The organism is Methanosarcina sp. WH1 (genome assembly GCF_000970005.1).
Classification (GTDB): domain Archaea; phylum Halobacteriota; class Methanosarcinia; order Methanosarcinales; family Methanosarcinaceae; genus Methanosarcina.
Window position 1 is genome coordinate 2,112,895 of the sequence record NZ_CP009504.1, and the last position, 25,364, is coordinate 2,138,258.

Annotated in this window: 21 protein-coding genes and 3 pseudogenes; 19 read left to right on the forward strand and 5 right to left on the reverse strand. The window is 36.4% G+C overall.

The window, feature by feature from the left end:
* The first annotated feature begins 191 nt into the window (after positions 1-191).
* The 3 genes from MSWH1_RS09220 to MSWH1_RS09230 all read left to right on the forward strand — a co-directional run bounded on the left by MSWH1_RS09220 (position 192) and on the right by MSWH1_RS09230 (position 2,340).
* A complete protein-coding gene (locus tag MSWH1_RS09220; RefSeq protein ID WP_048127950.1) occupies positions 192-671 on the forward strand; it encodes a hydrolase in 480 nt (159 codons plus the stop codon).
* Between the two features lie 239 nt (positions 672-910).
* Positions 911-1,621: an SDR family NAD(P)-dependent oxidoreductase gene (locus MSWH1_RS09225; RefSeq protein ID WP_048130358.1), complete on the forward strand. Its 711-nt coding sequence runs from the start codon at positions 911-913 to the stop codon at positions 1,619-1,621.
* 59 nt (positions 1,622-1,680) lie between these two features.
* Positions 1,681-2,340 carry a phosphoribosyltransferase gene (locus MSWH1_RS09230; protein ID WP_048127952.1) on the forward strand — a complete coding sequence of 220 codons (660 nt, stop codon included), beginning with the start codon at positions 1,681-1,683 and terminating at the stop codon, positions 2,338-2,340.
* A gap of 109 nt (positions 2,341-2,449) precedes the next feature.
* Here the strand turns inward: MSWH1_RS09230 and MSWH1_RS20815 are convergent.
* Positions 2,450-2,515 (reverse strand): annotated as a pseudogene (locus tag MSWH1_RS20815) (zinc ribbon domain-containing protein); the annotation flags it as partial.
* Positions 2,516-3,243: 728 nt separating this feature from the next.
* Here MSWH1_RS20815 and MSWH1_RS09235 point away from each other — a divergent pair.
* The 6 genes and pseudogenes from MSWH1_RS09235 (at position 3,244) to MSWH1_RS09265 (ending at position 8,308) form a co-directional block, all read left to right on the forward strand.
* The gene (locus MSWH1_RS09235) at positions 3,244-3,438 is read left to right on the forward strand and encodes a CxxC-x17-CxxC domain-containing protein (protein WP_048127954.1); all 195 of its coding nucleotides are present in this window, start codon (positions 3,244-3,246) and stop codon (positions 3,436-3,438) included.
* A 523-nt stretch (positions 3,439-3,961) separates the two neighbouring features.
* Positions 3,962-4,150, forward strand: coding sequence for a CxxC-x17-CxxC domain-containing protein (locus MSWH1_RS09240; protein ID WP_048127956.1), 189 nt, complete (start codon positions 3,962-3,964; stop codon positions 4,148-4,150).
* Between the two features lie 240 nt (positions 4,151-4,390).
* On the forward strand, positions 4,391-4,723 hold the full coding sequence (eif1A, locus tag MSWH1_RS09245; protein ID WP_048130359.1) for a translation initiation factor eIF-1A: 333 nt from the start codon (positions 4,391-4,393) through the stop codon (positions 4,721-4,723).
* Between the two features lie 568 nt (positions 4,724-5,291).
* Positions 5,292-5,489, forward strand: coding sequence for a CxxC-x17-CxxC domain-containing protein (locus MSWH1_RS09250; RefSeq protein ID WP_082088090.1), 198 nt, complete (start codon positions 5,292-5,294; stop codon positions 5,487-5,489).
* A 491-nt stretch (positions 5,490-5,980) separates the two neighbouring features.
* Positions 5,981-7,436: pseudogene (gene tnpC, locus MSWH1_RS09260) on the forward strand (IS66 family transposase).
* A 464-nt stretch (positions 7,437-7,900) separates the two neighbouring features.
* Positions 7,901-8,308, forward strand: a complete 408-nt coding sequence (locus tag MSWH1_RS09265) for a DUF1699 family protein (RefSeq protein WP_048127961.1) — start codon at positions 7,901-7,903, stop codon at positions 8,306-8,308.
* Positions 8,309-8,637: 329 nt separating this feature from the next.
* Here the strand turns inward: MSWH1_RS09265 and MSWH1_RS09270 are convergent, their stop codons facing one another.
* Complete coding sequence (locus tag MSWH1_RS09270) at positions 8,638-9,699, reverse strand: NAD(P)-dependent alcohol dehydrogenase (RefSeq protein ID WP_048127963.1); 1,062 nt, start codon at positions 9,697-9,699, stop codon at positions 8,638-8,640.
* A gap of 161 nt (positions 9,700-9,860) precedes the next feature.
* Between MSWH1_RS09270 and MSWH1_RS20820 the strand changes: the two genes are divergently transcribed.
* From MSWH1_RS20820 to MSWH1_RS20100, 3 genes and pseudogenes are all read left to right on the forward strand, one after another.
* Positions 9,861-10,058 (forward strand): type II toxin-antitoxin system HicB family antitoxin, encoded by a 198-nt coding sequence (locus MSWH1_RS20820; protein ID WP_369798590.1) that lies wholly within the window; start codon positions 9,861-9,863, stop codon positions 10,056-10,058.
* Positions 10,059-10,649: 591 nt separating this feature from the next.
* Positions 10,650-10,835, forward strand: a complete 186-nt coding sequence (locus MSWH1_RS09275; protein ID WP_048127965.1) for a CxxC-x17-CxxC domain-containing protein — start codon at positions 10,650-10,652, stop codon at positions 10,833-10,835.
* 748 nt (positions 10,836-11,583) lie between these two features.
* Positions 11,584-12,235 (forward strand): annotated as a pseudogene (locus MSWH1_RS20100) (helix-turn-helix domain-containing protein); the annotation flags it as partial.
* A gap of 200 nt (positions 12,236-12,435) precedes the next feature.
* Here MSWH1_RS20100 and MSWH1_RS09295 read toward each other — a convergent pair.
* Positions 12,436-13,149, reverse strand: coding sequence for a cyclopropane-fatty-acyl-phospholipid synthase family protein (locus MSWH1_RS09295; protein WP_231585673.1), 714 nt, complete (start codon positions 13,147-13,149; stop codon positions 12,436-12,438).
* 282 nt (positions 13,150-13,431) lie between these two features.
* Here MSWH1_RS09295 and MSWH1_RS09300 point away from each other — a divergent pair, with 282 nt between their 5' ends.
* The 3 genes from MSWH1_RS09300 (at position 13,432) to MSWH1_RS09310 (ending at position 15,400) form a co-directional block, all read left to right on the forward strand.
* Positions 13,432-14,259 carry a TrmB family transcriptional regulator gene (locus MSWH1_RS09300; RefSeq protein ID WP_048127969.1) on the forward strand — a complete coding sequence of 276 codons (828 nt, stop codon included), beginning with the start codon at positions 13,432-13,434 and terminating at the stop codon, positions 14,257-14,259.
* A gap of 697 nt (positions 14,260-14,956) precedes the next feature.
* The gene (locus MSWH1_RS09305; RefSeq protein ID WP_048127971.1) at positions 14,957-15,175 is read left to right on the forward strand and encodes a type II toxin-antitoxin system HicB family antitoxin; all 219 of its coding nucleotides are present in this window, start codon (positions 14,957-14,959) and stop codon (positions 15,173-15,175) included.
* The gene (locus MSWH1_RS09310; protein WP_011307322.1) at positions 15,176-15,400 is read left to right on the forward strand and encodes a type II toxin-antitoxin system HicA family toxin; all 225 of its coding nucleotides are present in this window, start codon (positions 15,176-15,178) and stop codon (positions 15,398-15,400) included.
* 266 nt (positions 15,401-15,666) lie between these two features.
* Here MSWH1_RS09310 and MSWH1_RS09315 read toward each other — a convergent pair whose 3' ends face one another.
* Positions 15,667-15,921 carry a hypothetical protein gene (locus tag MSWH1_RS09315; RefSeq protein ID WP_048127973.1) on the reverse strand — a complete coding sequence of 85 codons (255 nt, stop codon included), beginning with the start codon at positions 15,919-15,921 and terminating at the stop codon, positions 15,667-15,669.
* A gap of 331 nt (positions 15,922-16,252) precedes the next feature.
* Here MSWH1_RS09315 and MSWH1_RS09320 point away from each other — a divergent pair, with 331 nt between their 5' ends.
* The 4 genes from MSWH1_RS09320 to MSWH1_RS17550 all read left to right on the forward strand — a co-directional run bounded on the left by MSWH1_RS09320 (position 16,253) and on the right by MSWH1_RS17550 (position 20,747).
* Positions 16,253-17,512 carry a TolB family protein gene (locus MSWH1_RS09320; RefSeq protein ID WP_052723160.1) on the forward strand — a complete coding sequence of 420 codons (1,260 nt, stop codon included), beginning with the start codon at positions 16,253-16,255 and terminating at the stop codon, positions 17,510-17,512.
* Between the two features lie 418 nt (positions 17,513-17,930).
* On the forward strand, positions 17,931-18,125 hold the full coding sequence (locus tag MSWH1_RS09325) for a type II toxin-antitoxin system HicA family toxin (RefSeq protein WP_048127975.1): 195 nt from the start codon (positions 17,931-17,933) through the stop codon (positions 18,123-18,125).
* Between the two features lie 2 nt (positions 18,126-18,127).
* Positions 18,128-18,370, forward strand: coding sequence for a type II toxin-antitoxin system HicB family antitoxin (locus tag MSWH1_RS09330; RefSeq protein WP_048127977.1), 243 nt, complete (start codon positions 18,128-18,130; stop codon positions 18,368-18,370).
* Between the two features lie 658 nt (positions 18,371-19,028).
* Positions 19,029-20,747 carry a pentapeptide repeat-containing protein gene (locus tag MSWH1_RS17550; RefSeq protein WP_052723161.1) on the forward strand — a complete coding sequence of 573 codons (1,719 nt, stop codon included), beginning with the start codon at positions 19,029-19,031 and terminating at the stop codon, positions 20,745-20,747.
* A 1,146-nt stretch (positions 20,748-21,893) separates the two neighbouring features.
* On the opposite strand, the gene MSWH1_RS09340 is transcribed toward MSWH1_RS17550, so the two are convergent.
* On the reverse strand, positions 21,894-24,605 hold the full coding sequence (locus MSWH1_RS09340; protein ID WP_048127979.1) for a hypothetical protein: 2,712 nt from the start codon (positions 24,603-24,605) through the stop codon (positions 21,894-21,896).
* Positions 24,606-25,364 lie beyond the last annotated feature (759 nt).

Sequence of the window (25,364 nt, forward strand, 5' to 3'; positions counted from 1 at the left end):
CATTAGGACAAACAATAGGGTTATGCAGTATACCAAACAAGATGAGAACCCTGAATTGATTGAAATTATACACTCTTGATAATGATAAAAAACAACTACCAAAAAGCAACTACCAGTATCTTCCTCAAAAAATATCAAAACCAAAACCCTAAAATAACCCCAAAATTCATTAAATAACAGGGAGAATAGCCATGACTAGCGAAACCGAAACTCTGGGATGTTGCCCTCGATTTAACCCCATCCCCTGGGATGGAAAAGTCTTTGAATGGAACAATAAAAAGTTCATCAAGGATTCCGTTACTACTCAGCATTACATGCCTCTAAACTTTGGGGAAGTAATAATGAGGATGAACGAAAAAGTCACCAGGGCTGGTGCAGAAACACCTGACTGGCTCTGTCTGTCGGACCATACCTCAGAAAGTAATATGGATCTTTACCTGGCTGTTGATAGAGAAGTGGATGGGGCTGAAAACGTAACCATGAGCGGGAAGTTCTTGACCAAAGTGTATGAAGGGGATTTTGAAAACACGGAAGGATGGTGCGGGGACTTTGAAGGCTATGCAAAAAGCAAAGGGCTTGAAATTAAGGAATGGTATATGTGGTACACTACCTGCCCCGCCTGTGCCGAAAAATATGGTAAAAATTACGTTGTTATTGTTGCCGAAGTTTAAAATAAAAATAGAGTCATAATACGAACTTCTGTACCTATCCCTGGTTTTAAATCCCTTAATTTTTAAAAAAAGACACGGAAAAAAATACTCAATCCAGATTTCATATCATATCCACGAAAAACACAGAACAAAAAGACTGTAGTCCTGTCGCTTTTTATTTTTCAGGCGGAACTCTATTCAGAAACAATGCTTCCAAAGATATATCCTTCATCCCGATGGAGAATTATAAAAGGATTTATATGAAACTGAAAGGTCAAACAGCTATTGTAACCGGCGGAGGAAGGGGGATTGGCAGGGCTATCTGCCTGGCACTGGCAAAAGAAGGAGCCGATGTTGTAATTGCCGCAAGAACCGAAAAAGAGATCAGAGAAACTGCCAGAATAGTTGAGAGGAATGGAGGAAGGTCTCTTGCAGTAAAGGCCGATATCAGGACGGAAGAAGATGTTAAGGGCTTAATTTCAAAGACAGTAAATGCTTTTGGGAGGATTGACATCCTGGTGAACAATGCAGGAGTAGCACACAATAAGTACCTTGTGGAAACCTCAACAGAGGAATATGATGAAATAATGGATACAAACGTGAAAGGAATTTTTTACTGCACAAAGTATGCCCTGCCCCAGCTGCTGAAACGGGGGAACGGCCGGGTCATCAACATAGCTTCAGAGGAAGGAAAACGTGGGGTTCCCAAGCTTTCGGTTTACTGCACCTCGAAATTTGCGGTAATAGGCCTGACCGAAGCCCTTGCCTACGAGATTGGAGGAGGGCTGCAGGTATATGCAGTCTGTCCTGCAGGTGTTGACACCCGGCTGTACCACACCATATACTCCGATGAGCCAACCCTCAAACCGGAAGATGTTGCAAGGCAGGTCCTTGCCCTCTGCCTGCCGGAAACTACTCTCCCTTCAGGCTCTTCAGTTGAGGTCTACAGCCCCCCTGTAAGGGTTGTTTAATTTAATGGGGATAAAGAGGAAACAACTCAGGAAATTAAAGGGGAAGCTGAGGAGGAAGCATGTTCAAAAACCGTAAAGATGCGGGAGAAAAACTGGCTAAAGCTCTTGAAAGGTACAGAACTGAAAACCCTCTTGTCCTTGCTATTCCACGCGGGGGCGTGGAAGTGGGGTTACAGGTTTCAAGGAGGCTGGGTGTTGACTTCTCCCTTATTATTGTAAGGAAATTGCCTTTTCCTGACAACCCGGAAGCCGGATTCGGAGCAATAGCCGAGGACGGAAGCACCTTTATTTTAGATAATGCCGGTTACTGGCTAGCCAGGGAAACCATTGAACAGATCAAACAGGAACAGATTGCTGAGATCGAAAGGCGTGTAAATGCCTTAAGGGGGGGAAATCCCCTGCCCGAAATTACAGGAAGAACCGTAATCCTTGTCGATGACGGGATTGCCATGGGCTCTACCATGCGGGCAGCTATTGAACTCTGTAGAGCCCGGAAAGCAGGAAAAGTTGTAGTTGCTGCACCTGTTGCCGGGAAAGAGATTGCAGAAACGATAGCAGAAGAAGCTAATGAACTCATTGTACTCGATATGCTTATCAATTTCAGGACTGTTGCTCAGGCTTATGAAAACTGGTATGATGTCTCAGATGAAGAAGTGCTTGACCTGCTCAGGGCAAGGATAAGTGAAAAAGAAGTGAACTACCACTCAGCTAAAGACTGAGTGACTTCTTGGTTCATTCCTCCCTCCATTGAGGGTAAGTCTCCAAGCTCTTCCCCACGTTCCGTAGGTGTTACAATCCAATTAGATTTTGATCTATGAGAGCGAATTTTTAGATATTGATAGCGGCATTTATGTCTTTATCATATTTTGTTTTACAATTAGGGCAAGTCCATTCGCATTTCAGCCGTGATAATGCCAAGGAAGCCAGCGCGCCTGCACTGAACAGGGGCGCTCCTGCAATGTTTTCGTACCACATGCGAGAATGTGATCTGTCAGCCATAGCAATCTGATTAACCAAGGAGGATAAGGATAGTTAAGAGTTACGTTGGGGGAGTGTGAGGAGTATTAGAGAGGATTATACGAATAACATACAAGCATTATACTAACAACAGGCGAACAACAGACAGACTATCCAGCCGTCAGTATTTATTCCTTTGATTCCTTGCCTTTAACTTGTCGTGGTGGGAAAACTTTATAGTTCATATAGCTTTAGCAGTGTTGACGCTGGAGTTTTTGTATATATTTCACAACTTGGTAAAGGGTAAATATTATTTGCTTAATCTAAAAAGTATCAATCGACTTTCTTACCATGAAAACAATCATGAAAATATTTATAATTAAAAGTGAAATGGCTGTTGTATTAAACCCATACATTTCTTATGCATGCGGTTTTCAGAAATCTCTTCGGCAAGCTCTGGTTATAAAGTGTTCTCTTAGTTAAGAGAGTGTGCCATTATATGAATAGATATATTTATATATTATATGTGTGATGTAGAGGTATTGAAAATAAAGAGACGTATAATCATCTGTTGTTAAAAAACCAATTTTTGTTTTTAAACAAAGGGTTCTATACAATCTTATTTTTAAACTATTAACAAAAACTAAAACCAAGGTGAAACAAGAATGGCTTTTAATGACAGAAACTTCAGAGGAAATTCTAATTCTAATTTCGGCGCTCCCAGAGAAATGCACAAAACAAAATGTTCAGATTGTGGTGTTGAAACCGAAGTACCTTTCAAACCTGATCCGGAAAGACCGGTTTACTGCAGGGATTGTCTTCCTAACCACAGGACACCCAGAGAAAACCGCAGATACTAAACTCAATTTTCACATCCCGATTTCACTTCGGGGTCACAGAAAATCAAAGATTTCCAGAGAGTTGTGATTACATCGCAACAGTTCGAGGTCCGTTTTGCTTTTGCTCAAGCGGACTTACGCTTTTACTTTTTTTAATATACCTCAGATCTGAAATATACTTTTGTTTTCCACTTCATCGATCAATTCAATTGGAGATGTTTTTTAGATTACCAATGCGATTTTTTGCATGGTGAAACTGTTTTGAAATTATATTGGTAGGTTTTTCAAGTAGACCATGTTTAAGAAGCCATCAGTAAATAGGCTGTTATCTTCCCTGTAAACCATGTCTAAAAAGAGTTCTCTCATTTGAGATAGAGCATATATTTGTATAGATACATTTATATAATTTGACTGTATTGTATAGGTGTTGAAAATAAAGGGACATATAATCTGTTATTAAAAACCAACTTTTGTTTTTAATCCAAGGGATATACAATCTTGTTTTTAAACTATTGACTATCCGCTAAAGTGGAGGTAAACGAAAATGGTTTTTAAGGACAGAAATTTCAGGGGAAATTCCGGAGGTTTCCGCGGTAACAGTGGACCAAGGGAAATGACAAAAGTGACCTGTTCTGACTGCGGTGTTGAGACCGAAGTACCGTTCAAACCCACCGAAGGCAAGCCAGTATATTGCAGGGAATATCTTCCTAACCACAGGATATTCCAAAAATAATCTGCATCGGGTATTAATTTAGTAATTAAGTGTACATTAACACCTGATTCATTTTTTCCTTTTGTTTTTTGGTTTACTCTCTTTGTTTCTTTACTTATTTCCACCTCATCCGGCAGGGAAAAGTAAGGATAAACCGGCATTGAGAATGTGAACCGGTATGAATTATTCAACACAAAAATTATAAAAAAAATAATCACAGTTTATCAAGGAGGAATTAACCTGGCTAATTACAGAAGCACTATTAGAAAAAGAAGATTAGGAACCACAAAACCAGTAAACTCAAGAGATACCCCTGAAGTATCCAGGGTACGAATCCCTCGCAAGGACAGAAATGAAGTCCTGGCAACAGTTGCGTGTTTACTTGGCTCGAAAAGAGTAACACTTCAATGTATGGATGGGATTGTCCGTATGGGCCGGATTCCTGGCTCTAAAAAGAGGAGGATGTGGATCCGCGAAGGCGACGTTGTCATAGCTAATCCCTGGGAAGTTCAAAACTCCAAAGCCGAAGTAACCTGGAAATATACAAGGCCCCAGGTAGAATGGCTTGAGCGAAAAGGCTACATTAATAACTGATTTAAATTTAAATATCAGAATGAAGATGTTGAAAGATGTTGAAAGATGTTGAAATTTCTTTTACCCCCTCTTGTTTCTATTTTAATATATTTTTCCTGCCAGCGGTCTGCTGGAATCTCTCCTGAATCTTATTACAGAAATCGAGAACTCAAAAACCAGTGATCTTTTACGGATTTGAAAAGAGCACTTTGTAGGGCCGATATATTTTGTTTTATCGGATAATCCGCCGGAATTGGGATTTCAGGCAGTTTATCTTGTTCCATAAACCCTGATCACAAACCCTGATCACAAACCCTGATCACAAACCCTGATCACAAACCCTGATCACAAACCCTTATCATAAAACCTGATCACAAAGCCTGCTCACGAAGTTTTCTTCTATTCAAAAGAAAACATGTTTACTATTATTATGAAAAATTTATATATTTTAAGTGCAATGTATGTGTATTGAAAATAAAGAGATGTATAACGATCTGTTGTTAAAAACCAATTTTTGTTTTTAACCAAAGAGTAGTATACAATCTTATTTTTCAGCAATAACTAACAACTAAAACCAGGGTGAAACAAAGTGGCTTATAATGACAGAGGAAGTAGGGGAAGAGACAGCAACCGCGGAGGTTTCGGAGCTCCCAGGGAAATGCACAAGACAAAATGCTCTGATTGTGGTGTTGAAACCGAAGTACCTTTCAAACCTGACCCGGAGAGACCCGTTTACTGTAGAGAATGTCTTCCTAAGCACAGGAAACCCAGAGAAGATAGATACTAACCCGAATTTCGCGTCGGTCGAGTTGCGGCTCTGCAGGAAGCTGCCCTTTTTGTATCGCTCAAGAGGGCTAATTTAGGGTTATAAAGTGAACTTCGCTCAAGCGGACTTACACTTTTACTTTTTTTATAATACATCCACCCCGGAATCATCCTTTTCTCATAACTCGTGACCTTTACTTATTTCATTGGGGTGATCCGAAACTGGCCCACCGAATACGAAATGAAAAATCTTCCCCCATTCCCAATCAGTTGAAATGTATTTTTTCTACCAGCAAACTACTCAATCTCCCCCGAATACTTTTGCTTAAAAAAAGGAACTTAAAAACCCGTGATAATTTATTTCTGATGGGTACATAGCTTGACTTTGTCAGATACAACATCGTCGAATTAATCGATTTTCGTAACAATTCAGGTAGCCTTTGAAAGGCTACAATTTTTCCTCTTTTCGAGGAAAAATTGCATATAAATTGAATCCTATTTTGTTTCGTTATTATGCTTACACGTGAAGAGATCCTCGTTATCTATGAAGCTGGTCCTGAAGCTGTAATTTCTGTAATCCAGAGACTTGAAACTATCATAGAAGAACAAGCTATTCGAATTGCTGAACTAGAAGAACGTGTAAGGATTTTAGAATCTCGCTTAAATCAAAATAGCAGAAACAGCAGTAAACCTCCTTCTACTGACTTTTCAGTCAAAGAAAAACCTAATCCCAAGAGTCTCCGGAAAAAGAGTGGGAAGAAACCTGGAGGTCAAGAAGGTCATCCAGGCACAACTCTTGATATGGTTAATGATCCTGATTAGGTAATTGAACATTCTTTGACCTGCTGCAAAGAATGTGGACATACTCTTGAGGATGTTGAAGTTGAAGCTTATGAGAGAAGACAAATTTTTGATATTCCTCCTGTAAATCTAATTGTTACGGAACATCGAAGTCAGATTAAGACCTGTACTCACTGTGGAAAATCAAATAAAGCTTCTTTTCCAGAATCTGTGAAATATCCCGTCCAGTATGGTCCTAATATTTTAGCTTCAGCAATTTACTGTAAAAACTACCAGTTTATTCCCTATAAAAGGATTTTAGAGTTTTTTGATGACGTTATGGGGATAAAAATCTGTTCTGCTACGATAATCAGAGCAGAAAAAGAATGCTTCCGGAAATTTAGAGGAGTTTGAAAATGTGAGTCAGGAGAGGTTAATAACTTCTCCTGTAATCCATTGTGATGAAACTGGGATGAAAATTGAAGGAAAAAGGCATTGGCTTCATGTAGCTTCTAATGACAAATACACCTGTTATTTTGCTCACTCAAAAAGAGGATCAGAAGCAATTAATGCCATGGGAATTCTTCCAGAGTTTAAAGGAATAGCAGTTCATGACGGATGGAAACCCTATAACAGTTATGAATGTGATCATGCTCTTTGCAATGCTCATCTCCAGAGAGAACTTACTGGAATTGAGGAGAACTATAAACAGCAATGGGCTAAAGAGATGAATGAACTGTTAACAGAAATGAAAAAGTATACTGATGAGTGTAAAGAGCAGGTCAAAGATCTGGACTTTGAGCAAATTAAAGTGTTAGAAGAAAGGTTCGATGCTGTAGTCATGAAAGGGATTGAAGAAAATCCACCTTCTCTAAACCCTGAAAAACAAGGAAAACGTGGTAAAAATCCAAAAACAAAAGCAAGGAACCTACTTGACAGGTTTATAGAAAACAAAAAACAGATCCTGAGATTCCTCAATGACTTGAGAGTTCCGTTTGAGAATAACCAAGCAGAAAGAGACATAAGGATGATGAAATTACAGCAGAAAATATCAGGAACTTTCAGAACTATACAAGGAGCGGAAGCTTTCTGCAGAATTAGAGCTTATATCTCAACCATTAAAAAGAACGATTTACCTGTTATAGACGGTATTCTCGCGGCGCTCAAAGGAGCGCCGCTATTATTCTGAGAATTTCAGCATTTTGCTGAAAAAACATACTTTTTTATCAGTGGCTGAATAGTTACCGATTTTCTTTAATTTATCGAGTGTCCTTTTCACTTCAACTTTCGAATTAAGTTTCAATGCTGTTTCAAAATGTTTTATTACCTCGGCGTCATTTGCCTGATGGGGAAAGCCTCATAAAAACCTGAAACTGAAATGAATTAGTTATAAAAATAGTTAAGTCAGTATTTAGAATAAATTTGGATATGAAGCGAGGTAAAATTAGAAGTAAAAATAAAAAATCTAACTCATAATGACCGTTTTTATTCCATTTACGACTTTCTTATACCAATTTAGAAAATATGATATGACTGGTATTCTCAGAATACAATCAAAATAATATTAGCTCAATGAGATAACTATATATAATAAGTAAATGTAGTTTATAGTAGATACAATAAAAAAAGAACTTAACAGTGGGGGAATACAACATGAGAATAAGAGTAGTTAGTTCCAGAGAAGAAATCTTTACACTTAATCCGAATGAGCGTCTTGTTCACCTGGCTTTCAGGCCTTCGAACAAGGACATATTTGAACTGGTAGAAACCTGCCCGAAGATTGAGGTAATCCAATTACCTAAATCTTACATGCGTACAGTCTCAAAGTCCATAGAAATGTTCCTTGAAATGCAGAGAGTCCAGCTTATCGAAGGAGATGTCTGGGGACACAGGAAGGATATAAACGAGTATTACGCAATTCCCTCTTCAGTAATTGAAAAGATTAAGGAGATGAAAATCGAAGGTAAATCCACTGAGGAGATTGAGAAAAAGGTTTCAAGGGAAAGCAGGTTGAACCCTGGAATGGTTGTATATATCCTGAACAAGGAAACTCCTGCCTGAATTCAAATAGAATAAAACATTTTGGCAGGTGTTTTGCTGGAGATTAGATCGGCTAGAAATGGGTTGAATCTTCCGTTCCCTAATCTCCAACTTTACATAGAGGAATATCTGGAAAATTGCTGCTGAAAGGGTTTCAACTTTTAGATCAAGAAATTGAGTGAAAATTCCTCTCAAAATTTGGCACTGAAAATTTTACGATGGCTAACCATTAGCTACTTTTACAACTCTACCCTGTCTATCTGATCAATCTTTTATCCCATAAGGCGAGAATACCCTTTCCTCAAAACTCTGAGTTTTGCGAAGAATTCAGGGAGGGGGAGTAAACTCCTTTATTCGCTCAGAAGAACAACAGGTTTGATCAGATCTCTTGGTTTATCTTTCATGAGCAAGAGAGCCTCTTCCATTTTGTCAAATCCTTCGAATACATGGGTGGCCATTTTTTCTGGTTTTATTCTTCCATAGGTACATAGGTCTGCCATTCTTTCCATTCTCAGACGACCTCCGGTTGTCAGACCACCACGTATGTCTTTGTGAGACATACCCGATCCCCATTCAATACGTGGGATAGGAAGTGTGTCTCCGGTGCCGTAGTAGTTGACGTTTGAGACCGTGCCTCCGGGTTTTACAATTTTGACCGCATCCGATATTGTATTTTCATTTCCTCCTGCTATGATAACAGAATCCACACCTTTTCCATTCGTCTTTTCAAGAACCTGTCCAACAAGTCCACCTTTTCTGTAATCAACAATTTCAGATGCCCCGTATTCCAGAGCAAGATCAACACAGACTTTCCGACTTCCTACTGCAATGAGCCTGCCTGCACCAAGAATAGATGCACCTGCCACTGCCATCAGACCAACAGGACCTATTCCAATAACTGCAACTGTAGAGCCCGTTTTAATATTTGCCATTTCTGCACCCTGTATTCCAGTAGTCGCCATATCTGAGAGCATGACAGCCTGTTCGAGAGGCATTCCTTTTGGAAGTAGAGCTAAATTCATGTCTGCATCATTTACATGAAAAAATTCTGCAAAGACTCCACTTTTGAAGTTTGAAAACTTCCATCCAGAAAGCATCCCATTTGAGTGCATAGGCACTCCATCCTGTGCTTCCATGGACCGCCAGTCAGGTGTAATTGCAGGAACAATTACTTTATCGCCTGGTTTGAAGTCTTTGACCTCTGATCCGATTTCTTCTATAACACCTACAGCTTCGTGTCCTAAAACCATGTTTTTACGGTTTCCAAGCGCACCTTCCCAGACAGTATGAATATCTGATGTACACGGCGCGACTGCAAGAGGCCTCACGATTGCATCATATGGGCCTGCAGAAGGTCTTTCAGTATCAATCCAGCCTACTTTTCCAATTTCAAGCATTGCAAATCCTTTCATATTATTACACCAACCTTTTCAAAATAATTCTTTTTCAATGTTTTTTATAGTAACCCGCGTATTAATCTGCTTTACTGGTATTTATAAGTACTAAGGATGGAATCTTGAATTGTAATTAGATATACCAGGTTCGGACAGGTGTAATCATCCTTATCCAGTGTATCCAGGCAGTCCTTGAAAAGGCAAAATATAAAATAAAATATGAAATAATAGATGACGAAGAACCATATTATGGAGAAGTTCCCGAACTTGAAGGGGCCTGGGCTACCGGCAAAAACCTTGAGGAATGCCACAGAAACCTGGAAGAAGTTATTAATGAATGGATTATTATCAAACTGAGAAATGGACTCTACTTTTGAAAGGATCTTTTCAACTCAGTTGAAATATATATTTCCTGCCGACTGGCTGCTTAAATCTTCCCCGAATACGTTTGTATAAATCAAGAACTCGAAAACCTGAAAGCCTTTACATGCAGAAGATAGAGCTATTTCCAACTCGATCAGTTTTGCACTTCATTGATCGATCCCTCTAAGCATTGTTTTTTAGATCATCAATCCGATTTTTGGTATGGGATAACTGTTTTACAATGGGATAACTGTTTTACAATTATAGTGATGGGTTTTCCAGGCGAAGCTTATTTTCAGGAGCTATCAGAAAATGGGTTGTTGTCTCCTATTAAGCCATATATAATCTATTAAGCCATATATGGATTATTAAGTAATATATGGACTATTAAGCAATATATAGACATTATTCTATCATTTGAGGGAGTGTGCCTCGGATTATATAGATACGTTTATATAATATAGATGCCATGTATATGTGTTGACAAATAAAGAGACGTATAACAATCTGTTATTAAAAACCAATTTTTGTTTTTAATCAAAGAGTTCTATACAATCTTATTTTCAAACAATTAACTAACAACTAAAACCAAAGGTGAAACAAATATGGCTTTTAATGACGGAAACATGTTTAGAGGAAATAATTTCGGAGCTCCCAGGGAAATGCACAAGACAACATGCTCTGATTGTGGTGTTGAAACCGAAGTACCTTTCAAGCCCGACCCGGAAAGACCGGTTTACTGCAGAGAGTGTCTTCCTAACCACAGGAAACCCAGGGAAAATAGATATTAAATGTTGCTTGTGTAACTGAGTTACATAAACACATATTTCTTTTCCACTTTTTTTAATACACGTTAGACTCGAAATGCATTTTTTTCTTAACCCAAAGCTTTTAAGGGTGAAAATTAACTTTTACAGTCCAATCGTTTTTACTTTTATCGATAAATTTTCCTCAGGGTTATTTTCAAGAGTTTTCAATATATTTTTTGACCGGGATGGTTGTTTTCGAATTAAAGTGAAAAACTACTAACTGAATTTTGTTTTCATTGCATCTATCCAAAACTGGACCTCCGAATATTAGACGAAAATCTTCCTCTATCCCCAATTCATTTTAAATATATTTTTTCCTGCCAAAAGGCTGTTAAAATCTCCCTCCGAATACGTTTTTTAAGATTATGTCAAGAAAAGGGAACCAAAAACCCGTGATTTTTGCAGCTTTATAAGGGGCACTTTGCCGGGTTTCTTTAGATTAATCGATTCTTTTTTCTCGTGAGGAGTTTCCGATTTAAGGGACTTTTTCAAGTTAATTATAAGTTAAAGAAAGTAGCTCGAAAAAGGATCGCTTAATAAGAGGCGAAAAGTTCTCCTTATCCTTTCCAAGTAACTCAAAATTGATATGAAAAAGGAGTGGAATCATCCATCTATATGTCTTTTTATATGATTCTGAAATATCTGTTATTATGGTTGACACACCCGAAAATTTACCCGGTTGGGTAATTTGGCTTATTATTATATTTGCCATTTTCACAATTTTGGTAAAATGGATATTACCTGCTATAAACTCCTAATTCTGGACATATACAAAAAAGGACATAAAAATGCAAGAGAACTAACCTGAGCCCACATCCTCCTCCTGTCAAACCAGCGAAAAAGAGTTATCAAGATAGCGGAAACATTAAGTGTTTCCAGAGAAACATTAAGTGTTTCCAGAGAAACATTAAGTGTTTCCAGAGAAACATTAAGTGTTTCCAGAAATACTACTTTGAATATAAGGAAAAGGTATGTGGAAGAAGATTTCTCGAACGCTCTTATGGACAAGCCAAGATCCGGTCAACCTGCAAAATACACCGAAAAACATGTTGCAGAAGTAATCGCTTTAGCTTGTAGCAGTTCTCCTGATGGAAGCAAGTGATGGTCGCTGTCCCTGCTTACCGAAGAACTGAGGAAGAAAGAAGGATTTGAAACAATAAGCAAGAGAGTATAAGGCTTATTTTGAAAAAAGCAAAACTAAGCCCTGGTTGAGGCGGATGTGGTGCATTCAGACTATTGATTCTGAATATAGGGAAAGTATGTACAATATTCTTAATCTGTACGAAGAGGATTGCGATCCTAAAAAACCTCTTGTCTGCCTTGACGAGAAACCAAAACAACTTCTTGAAGATAAGAGAAAGTCCATTCCAATGAAGCCGGGTCTTTTAAGAAACTTGATAAAGACTTCAGGACTTGCGGTAGAAGAGATCGAAGCTTTTTTGAAGTAAGATTTTTTTGTTTGGTGGTTTTTATCAAGTAAGTTTAATTTGCCGAGGTATTTTCCTATGAGTTATTATCTCAGTTTGGGTATATTAACTCAATAGGTGGTCTGCTTAAATTTTCCCCAAACACAACTTTAGAATCATAACTTTGTAGCTCTGATCGAAACCAGGTTAAAGTAATTTCCACCTTCAGCTTCCATCATCCCTATATCCCTACGAGCATAGTCGTTATCGCACAAAAGCCAATCCTGCCAGGATTCTTTTAAGCAATTTAATTCTTTGCATTCTTTAATACTTACCAAATCAGAGTTTTTCCATAAATTATACCACCAATCACATGAGTGTAGAGTTAAAGTCATATCTTCAAACCAGTATGGCACTAATTCTTCTGGAACTCCATTTGTAAATTCCTGCTTCAAGCCCGGAACTGCAACTGCTATTTGTCCTCCTTTTTTTACGAGTGGAGCAAAATACTTTGTCAAATAATCTTTTTCAATTCCGAAATAGTGATAGGCATCTATACTGATAGCAGCATCAAAAAATTCATTTGCAAACGGCAAATCGTGGGCTTCTGCGTGTACTGGTATTATTTTATCTTCCAGTCCCATTGACTTAATCCTCTCATAGTTATCTGTCGCACTTATCCAGAGATCAGTTGCAAAAACCGTAACATCATATTCTTTTGCCAGGAATATTGAGGTCAGCCCTCTCCCACAACCAAGATCAAGTATTCTCATGCCTTTTTCAAGCTTCAAAGATTCGGACACTTCCTCAAGAATCTTTATTGCGTTTGGTCCCATCATGTTTTCTTTAACAAAATCAAAATCGTATCTGTTACTTTTTGTAAACATCATCTTGACCACTTTTAGTTAATCTATCCCATACACTTTTAGTTAATCTATCCCATACACTTTTAGTTAATCTATCCCATATTATTCATGGAGTTAGTTGTTTGTTATTCTTATATAGATTCAGTGTAACCTTTGCCACATATCGTTTTTTTATTTGAACTAATGTACTCAGTCAGTGTAGCCTTTAACTTAACAACTTAACTTTCATATGCTAGAACAGTAGTCTTAATATCGTTCGAAAAGATAACCATTTTACTCTACAATAAACTGAAAAGTAGTGAAAAGATGGATGAAAAATTACTTGCAAAAATTGGATTAAACAAGTATGAGAGTTCAGTTTACCTGACACTCCTGAAACAGGATTCTATGGAAGCAAGCAAATTATCAAATGCATCGAAAGTCCCTATAGGAAAGATCTACGAAGTTCTAAAAGCCCTCAAAAACTATGAGCTTGTCGAAATCCAGCCGTCAAGACCACAAAGATACCAGGTGGTTGATCCTGAAAGAGCATTTAAACTCATGTACAAAAGAAAAGAGGAAGAAACACTCAATAAGCTCAAAATGCTCAAAGAAACATTTGATGAAATCGAAAGGGAACTCTGCAACGACAATTCGCCAAAAAATGTTGAAACTGTCTTCTGGCCTGACAGGTTCCGTAATAATGAACTGAATGAAATGGTGACTTCGACTTTTGAGAAAATCGATCATGAAATATGTGTTGTAATCCATGGTAAGTACAGACCTGGAAGATCGGAGCTATATGATTCCTCGGTATCCACCTTCAGCAAAGCTTATTTGAGTTTAGTACAGCGCGGCGTAAAAGTTAAAATTTTAGATCCGGGATCACAATTCCTGCCATCTTTAAAAGAGCTTATTGATTCGATAGAAGACCTGTCATTTAAACGCAATATTAAGGACCTGATGGAAGTAAGAATTTTAGAAAACGAATACAATTTTGTAATCATTGATTCCAGGATAACCCTGCTCGATATTGAAGACCAGTTCAATATGGGTAGAAACCTCGGCATGACAAGAATATATGATGAATCATATGCAAAGCGATTCAAGGCAAAATTTGATGAACTCTGGACAAAGGGTGAATTGTTTCTCTGACTTGCAAGGATATCCGTAAATATTAATTTTTCTATTAGTTTTCGCCTCTCTTTCTCGAAGATAAAAGTAAGTTGCTTAAAATTGACTGAAAGTTTTTCTTCTCTTACCAGTTCAGTAAAAATATATTTTTTCTGCTGGCTGTCTGGTTGACGCTTTTACGAGCACGTTTGTCAAGATAAAGTTAAGAATAAAATGTAATTGAAAAACCCGTGAATCTCAATCCCTCTTCAGACAGCTTCGACTTCGTTCAGGATACGTTTGCCTATATTCGGCTTTAAAGCGTCTTTCATAACCAGGTCTGCCTTAACGCCAAGAGCCTCCAAAAGGTAGTTTTCAAGGTTGACAAATTTAAAAATAGATTTATAATTACTAAAGGAAGAAGGGAGGGAAGGATGAAATTTTCTACCTTTGTTTCCAATTCATTTGAAATATATTATTCTTGCCGGCGGTCCGCTAAAATCTACCCCGAATACGTTTGTTAAGATAAAGTTAAGAAAAGTGAAATTGAAAAACCCGTGATTTTTTAGATTTAGAAAGGGCACTTTGCAGGGCTTCTTTAGATTAAACGATTCTTTTTCCTCGTGGGGATGGGGTTTTCTGATTCAAGCGACTTTTTTCAAGTGAATTATGTATCAAAAATATCAACATTAAACCCTTACCCATACAAATTTAAGCAAAAAGCCTTATAATCGGTCTTATGCGGTTCAAAATTATCCTTGAGGAAGATGAAGAAGTCGTGGGATTTATTGCCAGCTGCCCAGGCTTACCGGGATGTTTTTCACAGGGAGATACTGTAGAAGAAGCTATTGAAAACATTAAAGAAGCAATTCAAGCCTGTCTGGAATCTCTTGCAGAAGACGAACTGCAGGAATGTATTGGGAAATCTTCCTGTAGAGTTATTGACGTGGTTGCTTAAATGTCTGGGCTTCCTGTAATTTCCGGAATGCAGGCAATTAAAGCCTTTTCTAAAGCTGGCTGGCTCCCTCACCGACAGGTGGGCAGTCATGTTGTCCTTAGAAAAGAAGGCTCAAAAGTTACGCTGACGGTCCCGAAGCACAAAGAACTGAAGCCGGGTCTTTTAAGAAACTTGATAAAAGTTTCAGGACTTACTGTAGAAGAATTCGAAGCTCTTTTGAAGTGAAATTTTATTGGTTATGATATATTACTGTGTGAGGCTTATTTGCCAAGATATATTTTTCCCCCATGATCAATTCATTTGAAATATATTTTTCCTGCTAACGGTCTGCTTAAATCTACCCCGGAATACATTTGTTAAAAAAAGTGAAATTGAAAAACCCTTGATTTTTGCATTTTTATAAGGGGCACTTTACAGGGCTTCTTTAGATCAAGCGATTCTTTTCCTCTGGCGGAGGATTTTCTTATACAAGCAAAGTTTTTTCAAGTGAATTATGGATCAAGAAAAGCCGTCAAAAACTGGACCGCCGTGAATACGAAATAAAAATCTTCCCCCGTCACCAATCCAGTTAAAATATATTTTTTCCTGTCGGCGGTCTGCTGGAATCTTCCCCGAATCCTTTTGTCGATATTAAAAGAAATCAGAAACCTATGACCTTTTGCAGCTTTAGAAGGAGCACTTTGCAGGATCGATTGGTCTTGCTTTATCGATACATTTTCTTCAGGAGACACAATTTCGTAATCCATCGATTTCTCTTTTTACTTATTTCCTGAAAATAAGATTACTTCTAAAACCAGTACAGTCCCAAATGCAAATTTTTGTTAAATCCTAAGTATCTTATATGAGGCATACCCAATAGTTATATAGCAATCACTGCAAAAACGTAGGGACTTTAAGCGGGTTTGTTACAAAGGTTTCTTTCTTGACTATAAGTCTAAAAATTAATTGGATTTGGGACATATTCATTTATTTTTGTATTTTGTAGCAGAGCTTGTGTTACAATTGCCACTCTAGCCACTCTAAACAATGCGACTGTGACTGAAATTCAATGATTAAAACATTAGTGGGGAACGATAAATGAAAACCAGAAACAAACTATACCCAATAGTTGTAGCTTTATTCCTTTTGCCTTTCATATGTGCTACTGCGTCCGCAGATACTGCACAGGGAACGGAAACTCAGATTACCACCAATGAATTAGATCAGTGGAATCCTGCTATCTACGGGGACAGGATAGTATGGGATGAGACTCGCAATGGAAACTTGGATATCTACATGTACGATCTTTCCACTTCTACAGAAACCCGGATAACCACCAATGAATCATGTCAGGGAGATCCTGCAATCTACGGGGACAGGATAGTGTGGCATGAGACTCGCAATGGAAACATGGAGATCTACATGTACGATCTCTCCACTTCCACGGAAACTCGGATAACCACCAATGAGTCAATTCAGGCAAATCCTGCTATCTACGGGAATAAAATAGTGTGGCAGGACTATCGCAATGGAAACAACGATATCTACATGTATAATATCACAACTTCCACAGAAACTCGGATAACCACCAATGAGTCAATTCAGGCAAATCCTGCTATCTACGGGAATAAAATAGTGTGGCTGGATTATCGCAATGGAAGTGTCGATATCTACATGTACGACCTCTCCACCTCCACGGAAACTCGGCTCAACACCATTATACCCTCCCCTGCAGCTATTATTCCACTTGCCATCTTCGGTGACAGGATAGTATGGGATGATAATCGTAATGGAAACGAGGATATCTATGTGTACGACCTTGCCACTAACCAGGAAACTCAAATCACCACAAATGAATCCAATCAGAACTCTCCTGCAATCTACGGGGATAGGATAGTATGGAATGATGATCGTAATGGAAACTTGGAGATCTACATGTACGATCTCTCCACTTCAACGGAAACCAGGATAACCACAAATGAATCGAATAAATTCGGGCCTGCGATCTACGAGGATAAAATCGTGTGGCAGGATTATCGTAATGGAAACTGGGACATCTACATGTTTACTCTGCCTCCTGCTGGTGAGTTAACACCCATGGATAGAACGAATGATCTCAAAAACTATGTGGAAAATACCCTCAAAGTCAACAGAGGAACAAAAAAAGCTCTTATTAGATCTCTTGATGCATCGATCTGTTTCCTTGAAACAGGCAAAGACGCAAAAGCCGTTTCCAAACTTAAATCCTTCATTAATCATGTTGAAAAAATGAACAAATGCAATCGGATTTCAGCTGATGATGCGGATTATATGATTATTGAGGCAAGGGGAATTATCGACCAGATAAAGGCTCAGTAAAACATTTAATATTTTGAAGTGAGGAGATATTCTGTTTTCAGGATCATTTCTTCCAATATTTTTTCCCAAGATTCCCTCAGCTTCATGTTTTCGGAACTCCCCGAAACTGGACTGTTGAATATTGAATGAAAACCTTACTTGTAAAAAATTAAAATAAAAGTATATTTTTCCTGCCGGCGGTCTGCTTAAATCTACCCCGAATCCTCTCAAAGAAATATGAAAAATCGAAAACCCAAAAACTTTAATTCTCCTGCCCACAGAACCTATATAAGATTTAGACCGCATAAAATTAGATATACCATGTTCGGACAGGTGTAATCATGCCTATCCAGTATAATCAAATTGAATAATGGATCGCATCTGCCTGTATTCTGCAAATTTTCGAATTACATTTAAATATCCATGAAGATAGATTAAAATGAAAGTACGTGAAGTCATAAAACTTCTTGAAGCCGATGGTTGGTATCTGGTTGCAACAAAAGGTAGCCACCGGCAATATAAGCATCCTACTAAACCGGGTAGGGTAACAATTGCGGGCCATAGTGGAGATGATCTTGCTCCAGGGACATTGAACAGCATCTTAAAACAAGCACAATTAAAAGTGGAGGACTAATCATGCACCGTTTCCTAGTTGTAATCGAAAAAGCAAACAACAACTATTCAGCGTATTCTCCTGATCTTCCAGGCTGTGTGGCCACAGGTTCCACCCGGGAAGAAGCAGAGAAAAATATCTATGAAGCCATTGAAATGCACGTTCAGGGACTGCTGGAGGACAATTTACCAATTCCAGAATCAGAATCCTTTGCCGAGTATGTGGCTATTGCTGAAAAGCCCTCTACAGGTTCTGAAGTTGTGTAAGTTATATTATTTCCTTTAAACCTCTTTCTAATTCAATTGAAATATATTTATCCTGCTGGCGGTCTGCTAAAATCTTCCCCAAATACGTTTGTTAAAGAAAAGGGTTAAGAAAAGTGAAATTAAAAAACCCGTGATTTTTACAGCTTTAGAAGGAGCACTTTGCAGGGCTTCTTTAGATTAAGCGATTCTTTTTCTTCGTGGGGAATTTTCGATTCAAGAGACGTTTTCAGGGGAATTATGGATAAGAAAATCCATCCGAAACTGGACCGCCAAATAAAAAATGAAATTCTTTCCCCATGACCAATTCAGTTCAAATATATTTTTCATGCTAGCGGCCTACTTAAATCTTCCCCGAACACGTTTGTAAATCAAAGTGAAATTGAAAAACCCGTGATTTTTGCATCTTTATAAGGGGCACTTTGTAGGGCTTCTTTAGATTAAGCGATTCTTTTTTTTCGTGGGGGATTTTCTGATTCAAGCAATGTTTTTTCAAGTTATTTATGAGCCTATCCAAAAAGTAAAATAACTACATTTTAGGGTAGTGTTGATTAGTGGATAACACCCAGAGCAACAGGACTTTTCGGATAGGTTCTAAGTGTACCTATTTAGATTAATTTAAATAGATTTTACAACTCTTTTAGAAATAGGAGACGTTTTAATGGCCAGATGCAAATACAAGTTCCAAGGTACTTACTATAACTTTATGTGTCCTTTTGAAGTTGAAGAGGGAAGTGAATACTGCTTCTGGCATCAGGAAATAGAAGAAAAAAGACCTTCTAAAGAGCAGCTAAATCTTTTAAAAGAGAATGAAATTATAGGTGTCTTCCTTTCTAAAGTCAATTTTAACTTTGCTGATTTACGAGGCATTAATTTAATTTTAGCTAATTTAAAGGGCTCATCTTTTTATAAAGCAAATTTAAGAAAAGCTAACTTAAATTCCGCAAATTTGCAAGATTCAGATTTAAAAGAAGCAAATTTAGAAAATGCATATCTACCAAGAGCTGATTTGCAGGGAGCAGAATTTTTCAGAACTAATTTAAAGGGAGCATGCTTGATATTCGCAAGATTGGAAAATTATAGTCTCACTACAGTAAATTTTCAGAATGCTGATTTAGAGTACGCTAATTTAACAAATTCAGACTTGAGTGATACGAATCTTAGTAAAGCAAGTTTGAGATATGCTACTCTCGAAAATTCAAACTTAAGAGGATGTAAATTAATTGAAGCGAATTTATTTTATGCTAATCTTTCAAAATCTGATTTAGCTGGTTCGGATCTTAGTGGGGCAGATCTTGGTTATGCTGATATAAGACAGGCATCTTTAGTAGGTACTATTTTTGATTCTAAATCCATTTTAGAAGGAACTCGGCTCATAGGTTCAAATATATCTAGCTCATATGTTGATGAAACAAAGACGTTCAGAAATGCTATTTTCTTTAACTCTACTGAAATTGGTGAAAAAGAGATTAACGAGTTCGTTGCAGATACTCTCTCTACTAAAAGACCATTTCCATATATATTAAGTAAACGAATTATGTTTGACGTCAGTAAAATTGAGTACTTAGAAAGTGATTCCACTTTTATATTGAATGCTTTAAATAAAGCAGAAATTATAAGGCATATCGGTTATGGTAAAGCACTTAATATTTTCAAAGTTATTTTTTACAAAGATTTAGTTGATGCACATCAAAAAGGGGAAATTTCTTATGAAATAAAGGAAAAATTTGATGATTTAGTATTTTATAAAAAGCCTAAAGAAAATATTCATATTTGGGATAAAATACCATTACTAAAAAACTATATGATAGCTGTTGCATATGAAGATTTCTTATTTGACGATAAGAATGAATCTTTTTTTGAATTTGCAACTTTCCTATCTTCACATAGAAAAGAACTTCTTTATGAGTCTTCCTTCGAAATATATACAAAATTATATAACTTTTATTCATCCAACGGTGACAGTCTTCAAGCAAAACATGCTCATTATAGGGCAAATGAGTCTTATCGAAAACTTTTACTTACAAAGGGTGGCTTTAAGAATATTATTAGGGCAAGAGTTTTTGACGGGTTTATCCTAAAAGTTTTAGCAGGGCATGGAGACCAAATTTGGAATCCTATTTTTTCTTCTATGATTGGTATTATCCTATTTGCTTTTTGTTTCTGGAAGACAAATGGTATAATTGTTCAAGGGAGAGAAGTCAAACTGATTGACTATCTTTACTTTAGTCTCACTACCTTTACAGGATACAGTTTTCCAAACATACAGCCTGATATATCAATACCGTTAATGCAACCGTTAGTAATGGGAGAAACTGTTTTTGGTCTAATGATGGTATCTCTGATTATTTTTGTCATTACATATCAGATCTCAAGATAACTTCTTCACTTAATACGTTCTTAATCTTTTTCGAGTTCTGAGGTCATGAATAGCTAGTATCTTTCAATATCCCTCTGTTTAATCTCCAGCTAATATGCTGTAAAAGCAAAACGAAAAATTGGACACAACTACGAGAATATGATAAGAAAAATAGGATTATACTTCTATGCTCATTTCCTCATAACAATGTTTAGAGTATCAGGACTTTTCGGATAGGCTCTATGGATAAAGGAAAATCGTCACAAATTGTACCGCCGAATACGAAATAAAAATCTTCCCCATCGCCAGTTCATTTGAAATATATTTTTTCCAGCCGGCGGTCTGCTAAAATCTACCCCGAATACATTTGTTAAGATGAAGTTAAGAGAAGTGAAATTGAAAACCCGTGATTTTTGCATTTTTATAAGGGGCACTTTGCAGGGTTTCTTTAGATTAAGCGATTCTTTTCCTTCCTGGGGATATTTCTGATTTAACTGAAACTTGTCAACCGAATCTTTTTTTCATTGGATCTTTCCAAAAATGGATCGTCGAATACAAAATAAAATTCTTCCCCCACAACCAATTCATTTGAAATATATTTTTCCTGCCGGCGGTCTGCTGAAATCTACCCCGAACACGTTTGTTAAGATAAAGTTAAGAAAAGTGAAATTTAAAAACCCGTGATTTTTGCATCTTTATAAGGGGCACTTTGCAGGGCTTCTTTAGATTAATCGATTCTTTTCCTCTGGGGGAGGTTTCTGATTCAAGAGACATTTTTCAAGTGAATTGTGGATCAAGGAAAGCCGTCAGAAACTGGACCGCTGAATACGAAATGAAAATCTTCCCCCATCATCAATTCATTTGAAATATATTTTTCCTGCCGGCGGTCTGCTTAAATCTCCCCCAAATACGTTTGTTAAGATAATGTTAAGAAAAGTGAAATTGAAAAACCCGTGATTTTTGCATCATTATAAGGGGCACTTTGCCGGGCTTCTTTAGATTAAGTGATTCTTTTTCTTCGTGGGGAATTTTCGATTCAAGAGACGTTTTCAGGGGAATTATGGATCTGGGAAAAAATCGTCATGAATTGGACCGCTGAATACGATATGAAAACCTTTGCCCATAAACTTTAGTCAAGTAAAGGTCTATGCAGAATAAATAAAACTTTCAAATATCATATATTAATGCTAAATCTTCTGCTGCTCCTATTAAAGCAATCACAAAAAGTTCTAACTTTTTAGTCTTCACTAATGTGTTCTTGCTATCGATAATATATTCTGATTTAAACACTTCCAAGAGATTTTGCTGTATTTCTTTTTTGAAGCTTTCATCATCTTTAACAAGATATCCCAAGTCCTTGAATGATTCTATTCCATAGAGATCTAACAGCTTAAACAATATAGCTTTCTTGAGTTTATCTTGTTTCAAGAATTTTCCGTAACTTCCCACAACACTCATTTTCAACGTTACTAACTCAAATATCGAATACTGCTCAATAACCTTAAAAAGATTCACGTTTTTATCGAGTACAGTAAGTGCAGTTTTCTCTAAATCATTAGTATATCCCATTGCCATTCTTGCTATAAACTTTGAGATTGACATGTCTTTTACTTGGGCGTCTGATATGTCATCCATGGCACCAAAACTGTACTTAGAAGGTGTTATTCTAATAACTGAAAATCCAACATTCTCCCATTTTTTATCTGATTTCTTTTCATTAAAAATTCTGTTTACATCTTCTTTAATTCCATTTACAAAATCAACAAATGATATGTCTCTGTGTAGAATACCAAATCTAGTAGAATCAGAATATTTTGCAAAATCGTATTTTTTTATTCCTTCTTGAGTGAATAGTGAAATTTTGTATTTGCTTTCAAAATCCTTAACATTTGGTGAATCCGGAGAATTATATTGGTTTATTCTGCAAGACAAAGGATCAATAATTTCTGTTAAAAGTGGACCTTTATAAGAACTAGATAAAATCAAATAGGTTGTAAATAGGTTAGCATCTATAGCTTTATCTAAAGTATTTATGTTAACATTTTCAAAGGATTTCTTAACAACTCCTATATATGTTTCATATTTCTTTTCTACTTGTAGTTTGGATGTGATGTCTTCGAGCATGCTTTTAAGTAACATTTGCCCAGTATCATACCATTCTCCTCTTCTTAACTCGTTTTTGAAAAATTGGTGTTGCCTTTTTTTCATGGGGTTGTTGAGAATTTCCTTTTCTATTTCTTCAAAATCAAAGCCACATTCAAATAGATCATTTAATACGAAAAACTGGTTACCTTTATTCTTTTTCTGTATTAGTTCATGATATTCCATTAAAATGTAAATTGTCTGGTCTAGCTTTGCAGCTTCTTGGCATACTGTGCTCCTGAAGTTAATATCATGGTTAAACACAATAGCCTTAAGAGCATCTTTGTATGGTTCATTTTCGAAAAACAGAGTACTTAGATCAAGTTGTTTGGAGAAAAGAGATAAAAAATTTAATTCGAAAACTTTATCGTATGAAATATTATCAGCAACTTCTCTTTTAGTTAACTGTCTCTCAAATTTGATTTTTCCTTCTGTTTCTAATTTCTTCATGTAATTCTCAATGTAAAGATATACTCTCTGGTATGATTCAATGTTCGAAGAAATAGAAGAAAAACTAAATGTAGGCAATTTTTGAAGTATTAAACAAAATATATCTTCATCAATTAAATTTTCATCAAATTTGATTTGTCCTGAACTGTACAGTATTGATGAAGTAGATAACATATGTCTTTCTGAGTCTTTTAATTTCTGCCACAATAAATCGGTGTTCTCATTATAGTAATGTTTGATTAGAAATTCCATTATTTCTCTATCATATTGTGTCTTATCGCATATCTTGTCAATAATTTCTTTCTCAAGTACTGAATTATCGTCTCTCATCAGGGAATAATCTATGTCGTTTTTCAAAAGAGATATAGCATCGTCGATATTGAGATTAAAATATTTTGAAATATTAGTTAATTTACTGCACTCTAAATCCCACTTTTTTTCGAAAGCATCCATTTCACGTATTTTTTCATACCATGGGTAAGTACTTGCAATAACCTCGATGGTTTTATCTATTTCCGTTTTGATTGTTTTTATAATTCCATACTGTTTTTCTTTTTCATAATTTATCGATGAGAGTCCTCCAATCTTTTTCTCTTCCACCTGAGGGTTATTTTCTATAACTTCTTTGTTCTGTGAATTGAAACTATTGAGAGAACGTTCGATTTTTTCTAGATGCGAATCTAGATGTGAAAATTTGTTTTGAAATTCTTCGCTTTTTTCTTTGTTTCTTTTAATTAACCCAAGTAATTTACAAGAGATAAAGTAAGTGAAAACGGCTAACAATGCTTGGTAAATTGCGATATTTTTAAAAGAAAAACTTATGGTAGATGTAATAATTTGAAAAACAGAACCGTTTGATCTCAGATATATTTCATGCATCTTTTCTACCAAAATATAAGAACAAATGGAAAGGTTGGATATTAATATAAAAAATAATATATTTTTTTGATGGTTGAGTGCTTTAAGAAAATCTTCTAATTCTTTTTTGTAACTTACTATGAATTCTATGCCTTGATAATAAACATGGAAGAGATTTTTTATTATGACTCTACTGTTATCAATTAAATTTTTCTTACTTTTATCTAACCGAAGCTGTTTTTTATTCAACTCAGAGTTTTGTTCTGAGTATTGCTCAGATAGCTTTGATACAAAATCCTCATTAAGTTTTTCTAAGTCTTCGCTCTTGCTATCTAAACTTCCTTCTAATGTTTTTGTGCTACCTTTAATATTTTCTAGTAGCCTCTCGAAATTCTCGCTTGATGATTTTGCTTTTTCTTCATTAGGCATAGAAACATTTCACATGGTCATTATTGAGCATTTAGTTTTAATTAATTTGAATAATTGCAAATACTTTGTGTTAAAATCAACGAACATGATTAACTATTTTGTTCCTTAAATATGTTCCTTTTTATTTCTCTTAAAAAAAGATATGAAGGATCAAGTTTTAGAACCCACATTTCTACCCCCTGCCAAAAGGGGAACATAATTCATGCATATTGGTCAATTACTTAATTGAATATCAGCAAAGTAACACATTTGTATCATGGTTTTGTACAAAAATGCCCTAATTAGAAATGTGGGTTAGAATGCACTAATAGACTTTTTTCTTATTTTTTTCATAAATTCTATATTCGAGCAACTCATGAAAAAAGCTAAATTATTTTGCCTTTTTACATGGTGATGAATACGAACCCTATAGTAAAATTAGCAACTAGCGCTCTTCTAGGTGAAAAAAATATGTTTTGTTTGCTGGTGAGGGTGTATCAAAAGACTAAGGAATTCAAACTGCATGGGATCTAATGTTGAAGACGGCAAGTTTGCTAAACCATTCTGATCCTTCAAGTTGATGAAGAGTTGAGTAATAAATGGTAACATTTTGATCGTTGAGTCAAATTCCGAAGTTCAAAAAAGGTTATTTTTTATTTTTTTGACTACTGTTGTAGATAATCATGAAAGTTTTATTCCTTTATTCCCCTGAATTTTCCTTCGATCTCTCCTTTTTCATTGTCTGAGAACTTCTTAAGAGGAATTGTTTTTGTAACTTTC

Coding starts and splice junctions, on each gene's coding strand:
- MSWH1_RS09230 (WP_048127952.1), top strand. CDS start 1,681: ATGTTCAAAAACCGTAAAGATGCGGGAGAAAAACTGGCTAAAGCTCTT.
- MSWH1_RS09220 (WP_048127950.1), top strand. CDS start 192: ATGACTAGCGAAACCGAAACTCTGGGATGTTGCCCTCGATTTAACCCC.
- MSWH1_RS09310 (WP_011307322.1), top strand. CDS start 15,176: ATGTCTGGGCTTCCTGTAATTTCCGGAATGCAGGCAATTAAAGCCTTT.
- MSWH1_RS09295 (WP_231585673.1), bottom strand. CDS start 13,149: ATGATGTTTACAAAAAGTAACAGATACGATTTTGATTTTGTTAAAGAA.
- MSWH1_RS09330 (WP_048127977.1), top strand. CDS start 18,128: ATGCACCGTTTCCTAGTTGTAATCGAAAAAGCAAACAACAACTATTCA.
- MSWH1_RS09320 (WP_052723160.1), top strand. CDS start 16,253: ATGAAAACCAGAAACAAACTATACCCAATAGTTGTAGCTTTATTCCTT.
- MSWH1_RS09300 (WP_048127969.1), top strand. CDS start 13,432: ATGGATGAAAAATTACTTGCAAAAATTGGATTAAACAAGTATGAGAGT.
- MSWH1_RS09265 (WP_048127961.1), top strand. CDS start 7,901: ATGAGAATAAGAGTAGTTAGTTCCAGAGAAGAAATCTTTACACTTAAT.
- MSWH1_RS09275 (WP_048127965.1), top strand. CDS start 10,650: ATGGCTTTTAATGACGGAAACATGTTTAGAGGAAATAATTTCGGAGCT.
- MSWH1_RS17550 (WP_052723161.1), top strand. CDS start 19,029: ATGGCCAGATGCAAATACAAGTTCCAAGGTACTTACTATAACTTTATG.
- MSWH1_RS09235 (WP_048127954.1), top strand. CDS start 3,244: ATGGCTTTTAATGACAGAAACTTCAGAGGAAATTCTAATTCTAATTTC.
- MSWH1_RS09225 (WP_048130358.1), top strand. CDS start 911: ATGAAACTGAAAGGTCAAACAGCTATTGTAACCGGCGGAGGAAGGGGG.
- MSWH1_RS09325 (WP_048127975.1), top strand. CDS start 17,931: ATGAAAGTACGTGAAGTCATAAAACTTCTTGAAGCCGATGGTTGGTAT.
- MSWH1_RS09270 (WP_048127963.1), bottom strand. CDS start 9,699: ATGAAAGGATTTGCAATGCTTGAAATTGGAAAAGTAGGCTGGATTGAT.
- MSWH1_RS09315 (WP_048127973.1), bottom strand. CDS start 15,921: ATGGATTACGAAATTGTGTCTCCTGAAGAAAATGTATCGATAAAGCAA.
- MSWH1_RS09340 (WP_048127979.1), bottom strand. CDS start 24,605: ATGCCTAATGAAGAAAAAGCAAAATCATCAAGCGAGAATTTCGAGAGG.
- MSWH1_RS09305 (WP_048127971.1), top strand. CDS start 14,957: ATGCGGTTCAAAATTATCCTTGAGGAAGATGAAGAAGTCGTGGGATTT.
- MSWH1_RS09240 (WP_048127956.1), top strand. CDS start 3,962: ATGGTTTTTAAGGACAGAAATTTCAGGGGAAATTCCGGAGGTTTCCGC.